This is a genomic window from Actinomyces sp. MRS3W, assembly GCF_032465695.1.
GTDB lineage: Bacteria > Actinomycetota > Actinomycetes > Actinomycetales > Actinomycetaceae > Actinomyces.
In genome coordinates this window covers 1-9,498 of the sequence record NZ_JAWDJJ010000297.1, presented here as the reverse complement: position 1 = coordinate 9,498, position 9,498 = coordinate 1, and the positions used below count along the sequence as shown (strand labels likewise).

Annotated in this window: 9 protein-coding genes and 1 other RNA gene; 6 read left to right on the top strand and 4 right to left on the bottom strand. The window is 68.0% G+C overall.

Annotated features, from left to right (window positions below):
• The first annotated feature begins 132 nt into the window (after positions 1–132).
• The gene (gene ssb / locus RWX45_RS11340; protein WP_316023828.1) at positions 133–801 is read left to right on the top strand and encodes a single-stranded DNA-binding protein; all 669 of its coding nucleotides are present in this window, start codon (positions 133–135) and stop codon (positions 799–801) included.
• 18 nt (positions 802–819) lie between these two features.
• On the opposite strand, the gene RWX45_RS11335 is transcribed toward ssb, so the two are convergent.
• Positions 820–1,344 (bottom strand): TY-Chap domain-containing protein, encoded by a 525-nt coding sequence (locus tag RWX45_RS11335; RefSeq protein WP_316023827.1) that lies wholly within the window; start codon positions 1,342–1,344, stop codon positions 820–822.
• A 151-nt stretch (positions 1,345–1,495) separates the two neighbouring features.
• Between RWX45_RS11335 and ftsE the strand changes: the two genes are divergently transcribed.
• From ftsE to smpB, 4 genes are all read left to right on the top strand, one after another.
• Positions 1,496–2,185 (top strand): cell division ATP-binding protein FtsE, encoded by a 690-nt coding sequence (gene ftsE / locus RWX45_RS11330; protein ID WP_316023826.1) that lies wholly within the window; start codon positions 1,496–1,498, stop codon positions 2,183–2,185.
• A 42-nt stretch (positions 2,186–2,227) separates the two neighbouring features.
• Positions 2,228–3,142, top strand: coding sequence for a permease-like cell division protein FtsX (ftsX, locus tag RWX45_RS11325; protein ID WP_316023825.1), 915 nt, complete (start codon positions 2,228–2,230; stop codon positions 3,140–3,142).
• 5 nt (positions 3,143–3,147) lie between these two features.
• A complete protein-coding gene (locus RWX45_RS11320) occupies positions 3,148–4,485 on the top strand; it encodes a peptidoglycan DD-metalloendopeptidase family protein (RefSeq protein WP_316023824.1) in 1,338 nt (445 codons plus the stop codon).
• Positions 4,486–4,611: 126 nt separating this feature from the next.
• A complete protein-coding gene (gene smpB / locus RWX45_RS11315; RefSeq protein WP_316023823.1) occupies positions 4,612–5,142 on the top strand; it encodes an SsrA-binding protein SmpB in 531 nt (176 codons plus the stop codon).
• A gap of 140 nt (positions 5,143–5,282) precedes the next feature.
• Here the strand turns inward: smpB and RWX45_RS11310 are convergent, their stop codons facing one another.
• Positions 5,283–6,278 carry an aldo/keto reductase gene (locus tag RWX45_RS11310; RefSeq protein ID WP_316023822.1) on the bottom strand — a complete coding sequence of 332 codons (996 nt, stop codon included), beginning with the start codon at positions 6,276–6,278 and terminating at the stop codon, positions 5,283–5,285.
• A gap of 201 nt (positions 6,279–6,479) precedes the next feature.
• Between RWX45_RS11310 and ssrA the strand changes: the two genes are divergently transcribed.
• Positions 6,480–6,850, top strand: a transfer-messenger RNA (tmRNA) gene (ssrA, locus tag RWX45_RS11305).
• 253 nt (positions 6,851–7,103) lie between these two features.
• On the opposite strand, the gene RWX45_RS11300 is transcribed toward ssrA, so the two are convergent.
• Entirely contained in the window at positions 7,104–7,745 is a 642-nt protein-coding gene (locus RWX45_RS11300) for a hypothetical protein (protein ID WP_316023821.1), read from the bottom strand.
• A 117-nt stretch (positions 7,746–7,862) separates the two neighbouring features.
• A partial coding sequence (locus RWX45_RS11295) for a solute carrier family 23 protein (protein WP_316023820.1) occupies positions 7,863–9,498 on the bottom strand: 1,636 nt, incomplete at its 5' end.

Below are 9,498 nucleotides of genomic sequence, written 5' to 3'. Positions count from 1 at the left end.
AGAGTGTATAAGAGACAGGTGCAGGGCTCGTCCACAGAGCTCGAACGGGCCGGTGGCGATGTGCTCGGCGCCTGCGGGACCGTTGTGAGGGAGCCGGCACCCGGCCGGCTCTCTTACCCAAGGAGCACTTCCATGAGCCGCCAACTCGATTTGATTGTCCAAGGCGTTCTCGGCACGAATCCGGTCGTCACACGCACCTCCAACGGACGCGCCTACTGCTACTTCCGCCTGGCCACCTCCCCGTCCTTTCGCACCGCCGAGGGCTGGCAGGATGGGCAAACCATCTGGTTCACCGCCAAGTCCTGGGGAGCGCTGGCCGAAAACCTCGCCCGTTCCCTGCATAAGGGTGACCCCGTGGTACTGGTCGGACGCTTCACCCAGGAAAGCTGGGCCAAGGGCTCCGAGGAGCACATCACTAACGTGCTCACCATCTCCTGCGGTGGGCACGACCTCACGCGCGGGGAATCGCGCTTCATGCGCATCGCCCACGCCCCCGACGCCGCGCAGGGGAGCGAGTCGGACGAGACCACCCCGACGACGTCGGCCGGTTCAGCCGGTTCCGCACCCACACCGGATGAGGCCCGGCCTCAACTGGCCGCCCCGTCTGACGCGCAGCCGGATGCGCATCCTGCGGTTCAGGCGGACCCCATGACGCCCGCGCCGCTGCAGGCACCCATGCCGTCGTCAACCCCGACGGCGCAACCGCCACAGGCGAGCACCGCCGCCCGCCCACCGATGCTGGAGACGGCAACAAGTCCGGAGGCGCTCGACTACGTGCTCGCCGACGAGCGGGACGACTGAGCCGCGCGGCCGCCGTGTTCAGCTCACGCCGACGCCGTGCACGCTGAGGTCCGCCGGGTGGGCGACGTCGAACACCTCGATGAGGATTCGCGTCGCCAATGCGGCAGCCGCATCCGCATCCGTGAGGCGCCGCACCATGACGTCGTCGCGCCGTTCCCAGCCCAGCGCGGCCAGTGCCGTCGTCGCGGCGTCGTGGAGTAGCACCCGTCCCGCGTCATCGCGGGTCGGTGCGGTGAGCACCACCTGGTCGGGGCGGGCCGCCAGCGTCACCGTGGGCGCCTGCGGGGAGGGGAACAGCCGACGCTTGCGTCGCAGCAGCCGCATGGGGCCGCGACCCGTGCGCTCCCACAGCTCCGCATCGGCGGAGACGATCGGTGCGGGCGCCTCCAGGGACACCGTGACCGTGCCGGCGTCGGCAGCGGAACCAGGCGGCTGTATGGCAGCGGCCAGCGACTGGGTGAAACGGTTCCAGGTGCCCACGTCGATCGTCTGCTCGACGGCGGGGGCGTCGTCGTCGGGTGGCGGTGCGGAAGGTACGGCCATGCCGGGAACGGTAGAACGCGGCAGCGGGCCTCACCACACTGCCAGTCGGCGTGTCCTGGCGTGTCACGGCCGAGATTCCAAGCACCACTGGATACCGTGGCATGCAGCCCCGGCGTGCCTGCGTCGGCCACGAGCAGGAAGCAGCTACCCCATGATCCGATTCGACAACGTCTCCAAGGTGTACAAACGCGGAGCCCGTCCCGCGCTCGACGACGTCTCCATAGAGATCGGGCGCGAGGAATTCGTGTTCCTCGTGGGCGCATCCGGCTCCGGCAAGTCCACCTTCCTGCGCCTGACCCTGCGCGAAGAGCGTCCCACCTCCGGTCGCATCCATGTGCTCGGGCGCGACCTGTCGCAGATCTCCAGCTGGAAGGTGCCCAAGCTCCGCCAGGAGATGGGCTTCGTCTTCCAGGACTTCCGCCTGTTGGAGAACAAGACCGTCTTTGAAAACGTCGCCATCGCCTCGCAGGTGATCGGCAAGCCTCGTCACTACATCCTCTCCGCCGTCCCCGAGGCGCTTGAACTCGTGGGATTGTCGGGCAAGGAGAAGCGGCTGCCGCACGAGCTGTCCGGTGGTGAGCAACAGCGCGTGGCCATCGCCCGCGCCATGGTCAACCGCCCCAAGCTGCTCATGGCCGATGAGCCCACCGGCAACCTCGACCCGTCCACCTCCGTCGGCATCATGCGCCTGCTCGACCGCATCAACCGGCAGGGCACCACCGTGGTCATGGCCACCCACGACGACGAGATCGTCGACCAGATGCGCAAACGCGTCATCGAGCTCAAGGCGGGCGAGGTTGTGCGCGACCAGAGGCGCGGCGTCTACGGCTCGGACCGCTGAACGCCGTGAATAAGGCAGCGAAAGAGGTATTGAGGTAACCGCATGCGATTTCGTTTCATCGTCTCCGAGACCTTCAAGGGGCTCAGCCGGAACCTGGTCATGACCGTCTCGGTGATCCTGGTGTCCTTCGTGTCACTGCTGTTCGTCGGCGCCTCCGTGCTGCTGCAGAACCAGATCTCCGTCATGAAGGGCGACTGGTACGACAAGGTCGAGGTCAGCGTCTACATGTGCCCGACCTCCTCCACCGCGGCGGCCTGCGCCGACGGCGAGGCCACCCAGGAGGAGATCGACGCCGTCGAGGGCCTCCTCAACTCCGACACGCTCAGCCCCTATATCGACAACTACACCATCGAATCCAAGGCGGAGGCCTACGAGCGGTTCATGGCCGCCTACGGGGAGTCGCGGATCGGCCGCAACGCCACCGAGGACATGATGCCGGTCTCCTTCCGCATCAAACTTGTCGACCCGGAGAAGTACCAAGTCGTGGCCGAGCAGTTCACCGGCCGTGCCGGCGTTGAGCGCGTCATCGACCAGGCGGACACGCTGGAGCCCCTCTTCGTGGTCATGAACCGGGTCTCGTGGATCACCGGGGGACTGGCGGCCATCCTGGCGCTGACGGCGGTGCTGCTCATCGCCACGACGATCCGCCTGTCCGCCATGAGTCGGTCCAAGGAGACCGGCATCATGCGGCTGGTGGGCGCCTCGAACCTGTTCATCCAGTTGCCGTTCATGCTTGAGGGAGCCATCGCCGCCCTCATCGGCGCCGCCGGGGCGGTAGTGGCGCTGTGGCTGGCGGTGCGCTACATCGTCGTCGACTGGTTGGCGTCCTCCATCAACTTCACCGCCTTCATCGGCACCGGCGACGTGCTGCGGCTGGCCCCCTGGCTGCTGCTGGCCGCCGTGGTTCTGGCCGTCGTCTCCTCCGCATTCTCACTGTCGAAGTACACAAGGGTCTGATTCTCATGCTCCCAGTGCTCCCAGCCCTGTCTCCTGTCCGCGGTCGTTCCCGACGCCGCACCAGGCGGCTGCGTCGCGCCGTCGTCGGGGCTGCCGCACTCGTGCTGGTGGCCGCGCCCATTTCCGCTGGGGCGCGGGCCGACGACCGTCAGGACGCCGTCGACGAGCAGGCCGCCGCCCAGCAGAAGCAGGCCGAGCTCGCCGCCTCGCTGGAGGGGGTCTCGGCAGAACTCGGGCAGGCTTATATCGAGTTGCAAAGCGCGGAGGCCGCCCTGACCACCGCGCAGACGGAGCTCGACGACGCCGAGGTCGTCCTGGCGGAGAAGGAGCGCGAGCAGCAGGTCGCCGCGGATCGGCTCGCCGTCGCCGAATCGGACCTGGCCACGCTGCAGCAGGAAGCCGCGGACACTCAGACCACCGTGGATGAGAACTCCACGTCCGTCGCCGACCTGGTGGTGGCCACCTACCAGGGAGACAACGCGGTCACCTCCTGGACCTACGTCCTCGCCTCCGACTCGGTTGATGACCTCACCGACCGCGCCTCCACGATGGAGATTGCCACCGGCGTGCAGGAGTCGGTCCTCACCGCCGCGGAGGAGGAGCGGGCACAGGCGGCCAACCGGGAGGCCCGCCAGGATGCGACCACTTCTCGCGTGGCCACGCTCAAGGCGGAGGCCGACGCCGCCGAGGCGGAGGCCCAGACGGCCCGGGACACCGCGCAGACCAAGCGCGATGAGGTAGCCACGCTCAAGAGCGAGAAGGAAACGGCCGCCACCAACCTGGAAGCCCAGAAAGAAGGCCTGGAGGCGCAGCAGGCGCAGGCCGCCGCCGACGAAGCGGCCGCCGCGGCCAAGATCGCCGAGATCGACGCCGCCAACCAGGCCTCCGCGGGCTACACCGGGGCCTCCTCCAGCTCCGTGTCCGCATCCTCCCTTGGCGGTGGCGCCATCGGGCACCCGCTCACCGGCGGGCTCACCGTCGTCTCGCCCTACGGGTACCGGGTCCACCCCATCACCGGCACCTACAAGCTCCACGCGGGCGTGGACCTGGCGGCCGCACAGGGAGTGCCCCAGTATGCGGGCGTCTCCGGAACCGTCACACACAACATCAACAGCTCGTGCGGTAACGGGGTCATCATTGACGGCGGTGTCATTAACGGCCAGTCCGTGGTGCTGGCCTACTGCCACCTGTCCTCAATCACCGTGGCCAACGGCGCCACCGTCTCCAAGGGGCAGCAGATCGGGCTGACGGGTATGACCGGCGGCGCGACCGGACCGCACTGCCACTTCGAGGTTTACCTCAACGGCGCGAGCATTGATCCCATGACCCTGCCCGGGTTCTGATTTCGGTGGGGCTGCGGGCCGCTCACGCCGGTGCGGCCGGTGGCTGCTGCCTTGGCGAGCGCCGCGGGCCGCAGTAATATGCGGCGCCGTGGCCTGAGGAGCCGGGACGAGGGGAAGGGGATGCCAATGGCTAAGAAGACCGACGGGGTGAAGAAGCCGACGGCGGCACAGCGCGCCAAGGCGGCTGCCGCCGCGCACAAGACCATCGCCCGCAACCGCAAGGCGACCCACGACTACTTCATTGAGGACCGGTACGAGGCTGGACTTGCCCTGACTGGAACCGAGGTCAAGGCCCTGCGCATGGGGCGGGCTTCGCTGACCGAGGCGTGGATCGAGATCGACCGCCGTGGCGAGGCGTGGCTGCAGGGCGCGCACATCCCCGAGTACCTGCAGGGCACGTGGAACAACCACTCCCCGCGTCGCAAGCGCAAGCTGCTGCTGCACCGCTCGGAGCTTGACCGGCTCGCCCAGCGGGTGCAGGCCAAGGGCTACACCATCGTGCCGTTGGAGCTGTACTTCATCGACGGGCGCGTCAAGCTGGAGATCGCCCTGGCCCGAGGCAAGCAGGACTGGGACAAGCGTCAGGCCCTGCGCGAGGCGCAGGATAAGCGTGAGGCCGCGCGCGCCGTGGCCGCCGCCAACCGCCGTCGCGGCTGACGGCCGGCCCCCTCGCCGAAACCGGCACTAATAACATGCCGAAACCGGCACTAATGACGTGCCGAGACCGGTCGATATGACGTGCCGAGACCGGTCGATATGACGAGCCGGGCGTGTCGACCGTCAGGCTCTGGCCGAACTCACCAGCGGTCGTGCACGTGAGCGCGGATGTTCCGGTCGTACAGGTCCGTGAGGGCGTCGTGTAGATCCTCGCTGAGTTGGGGCAGGGACGCCGCAGCGGCATTGGCGGCGGCCTGCCGGGCATTGCGCGCCCCCGGGATGACGGTGGTCAGCCCCGGCTGGTCGAGGATCCAGCGCAGCGCCACCTGTGCCGGGCGCGCACCCTTGGGGCCGAGCTCGCTGCATAGGGCGGTGAATTCACGGGCGGAGCGCACGCCGACGTCGAAGGGCACGCCGGAGAAGGTCTCGCCGATGTCGAAGGCTGCGCCGTCTCGGTTGTAGGTGCGGTGGTCGGAGGCGGGGAAGGTGGTGTCCTCCGTGTACCGGCCGGAGAGCAGTCCGGAGGCCAGCGGCACGCGCGCAATGATGGCCGTTTGAGTTTGCAGCGCCATCGGCAGCACCTGCTCCAGGGGCTTGCGGCGGAAGATGTTGAGGATGATCTGGACCGAGGCGCAGCCGGGGCGGGTCATGGCCTCAAGCGCCTGATCGCAGGTTTCCACGCTCACGCCGTAGGCGCGGATACGGCCGGCGTCGACCATCTCCTCGAGCCAGTCCCAGGTGCGCTCGGCGGCGATGACCTCGCTGGGCGGGCAGTGCAACTGCACGAGGTCGATGGTGTCCATCCCGAGGTTGGAGCGGGAGCGATCGTTCCAGGCGAGGAAGGCTTCGCGGGTGTAGTTCTCCGGCAGTTGCTCCACGCGCCGACCCATCTTGGTGGCGATGGTGAGGCCCGCCTCCGGGTGGGTGGCGGCGAAGGAACCGACGAACCGCTCGGAGCGGCCGTCGCCGTAGACATCGGCGGTGTCGATGAACGTGACGCCGGAGTCGACGGCGGCCTGGAGCGTGGCGGTGGCGTCCTCGGCGGTGACCTCACCCCAGTCGGTGCCAAGCTGCCAGGTGCCGATGCCGATCACCGAGATGCTGCGTTCCAGAGCGGGTAGGGGGCGAGTCTCCATGAGTTAATCCTCCTGATGGGCGGGCTCGTTGACATCCCATCGTTGGCTGTCAGCCGCCGAGCCACTGCCCTCATCTTAGTGGCCTCACGAAACAAATATGGTGGCGGAGGTCTCGTGACGGCGGAATCTGGGACTGATATCCTAGATCTGCCCGCGTGCGGGCGCAGTCCGTCCGGTGTGCCGGGCGGTGACAACTCCACAGGGGATGATCGGTTTCGACGACGGTCGTGGATTCAGGAGAAGCGGGTCGAGGATGCACAGTCATCTCGTCAACGCTCTGTGCGAACCAATAGGTGCCGATAACACTCGCACCGACTTCGCCCTCGCCGCCTGAGGCGAGCCTCGAAGTCCGTCAGCCCGGGGGCGCTTCCGCCCCGGTTCCTGGCGTCATCTAGGAAGCCACTGCTGAGGCCCCTCGCCATCGGGGGTCTCGGGACTTTTAGATGGCTGAGCCCGTCGGCGTCCTTGTTCGCGTGAGACGCCGGGGCTGAGAAAGTCAGCAGCGAACTGCACCCGGAGAAGTCCTGTTGCACCACCGTCGGACCGGGGTTCGATTCCCCGCATCTCCACGCATGAGCACCCTCCGGTGCATGGGTCCTTCGATCTGTGTGCTGGAGGGTGCTTTGTGTCCGCCTGCGGCGATGCCGGTCGAGAGGAGCGTCGGCAACTCCAGTTGGACTCCCAAGGCGAGGACGGACCGTCCCAGCCGCGTTTTCAGACGGTCCAAGCGGGCTTAGACAGTCCCAGTGCGCGTGACGCCCCAGCGGGTTTAGATTCCTCGAGCAGACTTCCAGACGACGAGCGTCGTCGGCGTCCGAGCGCGCATCAGCGGTCGATGTAGTGATCGCAGTTGCCGGTGAGCCAGTAGCGCCCGGTGTCGAGGTCGCCGTCAAGCATGGGCACCACGATATGTTCGTGCTGCTCGGTGAACTCCGGAGCGTAGGTGGTGATGGCGTTGAGCGTCGGGAAGGTATTCAGCTGCGACTCGGCGCGTGCCATGCGCGTGGTGTCCCCGGCGTCGGCCGCGTTCAGGTACTCATCGATCCAGCCGCACTGCCAATAAATGACCTCGGAGACCGCCAGGTCGCCCTCGGCCACGTGAATGGTGACTCCGGTGGAGTCGGGGTCCAGCCCGCTGTCTTCCAGGTCGCGTCGCGCCGCGGTGTTCGCCGAGTCGGCTTCAAGGGTGAGGGAGGTACCGTCCTGCTCCTGAACAGTGGCGCCGGCGAGCTCGGGCATGAGATCGGCCGGTGAGGGTACTTCCATTCCCGGCGCGAAGGTGAGCTCGTCGCCCGCGAGTTCGTGATGGGCGAGCTCCTCCACTTCCGGCGCGAGCGGTGCCTGGGACGACGCGGCCGGCTCGGGCGCGGTAGTTGCGGCATCGCCGCTATGCCCGACGGCGAATGGGAGCGCGAGTGCGGCAAGCCCCGCCAGGACGACGATCCCGGCCGTTCGTTTCTTGCTCATGGTGTCTCCTCACCTGAGGGCAGTGAACAGAGCATGACCGCCTTCTTCCCCGCACACATGCGACACGCCCGTCTCAGGTATTGAGGGTAACACGGCATAGATGCCTGTGCGTGCTCGTTAGTCCAGCTGCTCGAACTTGCGTGCCCAGGCGGTGCGGATCGGGTTGGCGTCGGCGATCATCGCGTCGAAGCGTTCGTCGGCGATGTCGATGACCTCGCCCAGCGCCACCCGCGCCTCCCGGGCGGGGGAGGACTCCACGCGCTGCCAGCCGCGGGCCACGAGCTGACCGCGGTCGGCCACCCGCGCCACGCACATGACCAGGGGACGGCCGAAGCGTTCGCGGTAGGCGGCGGCCAGTCCGCGCAATTCGGCGGCATCGGCGTCGTCCATGTCCTCCAGGGCCAGGGAGGCGGTGTCCAGGTGCGCCTGATCGTCGTCGTCGCTCGACAGCAGCAGCTCCACCACATCCCGGTAGCCGTGCACGAGCGCCTCCTGCTCGGCGGGGGAGGCGGACAGGACCGCATCCTCGAAGGCCTGGCGCAGTTGCGACGTCGAGGCGAAGGGCCGCTGCTCCCAGGCACGCTCGGCCGGCCAGGTAGCGCCGTCGTACAACCCGGAGAGCGTGGAGACGAACTCCTCACGATCCATCGCGTTGACGGCGTCCAGGCTCACGCTCCGCCCGGCGACGACGGTCACGTCCTCGCCGCGCTGGCGACCGACGTGGAAGAAGAGCAGGTTGAGCACAACGGCGGTCAGCGCCCCGATGGTCACGCCCGAGCCGAAGATGATCTGGAGCCAGGCCGGCATACCGGCGGAGATGTCGGGCTTGAAGGTGACCAGCAGGGCCAGGCCGATCGAGGTGGACACGATGACCGAGTTGCGGTTGTCGCGCATATCCACCTTGCCGAGTGTCTGGATGCCGACCACGGCCACCGAGGCGAACATGGCCAGGCTGGCCCCACCGATGACCGGCGTCGGGATGGAGGCGACGACGGCGCCCGCCTTCGGCAGCAGACCCAGCACGATCATGATGGCGCCGGCCACGGTTACCACCCAGCGGGACTTGACCCGGGTGAGCCGCACCAGGCCGACGTTCTGCGCGAAGCAGGTGTAGGGGAAGGAGTTGAGCAGGCCGCCCAGCAGGGTCGAGAGCCCGTCCGCGCGCAGGGCGGCGGCAATGTGGGCGGGCGTGATGCGCTTGCCGACCACCTCGCCGGTGGCGAAGACGTCGCCCGTCGTCTCCACCGCGGTCACCGCCATGACGATGACCATGGACAGGATGCCGGCGGCGGAGAACTGGGGGATGCCGAAGTAGAAGGGCGTGGTCACGCCCAGCGGGGCGGCGTCGGCTACCCCGGAGAAGTCCGTATCGCCCAGCACGACGGCGACGCCCGTGGCCGCCACCAGGCCGATGAGCACCGAGATGGTCGCCATGAAGCCCTTGAAAATGCGCTGGACCGCGACGATGAGGACGATGGTGAGGACGGCGTAGCCCAGGCCCCGCAGGGTGAGGGCGTTGACGGCCGCCTCCGAGGCGCCGGCGGGGGCGTTGGTGCCGAAGGAGACGATGTCACTGGCGGATACGCTCATGAGCGTGGTGCCCATGACGGTCAGCAGCGTGCCGGTCACCACCGGCGGGAAGAACCGCAGCAGCTTGGCGAACCAGGGGGCGGCGATGAAGGTGAGGATTCCGGCCGCGATGATCGACCCGTACATGGTGGGCAGGCCCGCATTGCCGCCGGTGCCGCCGGAG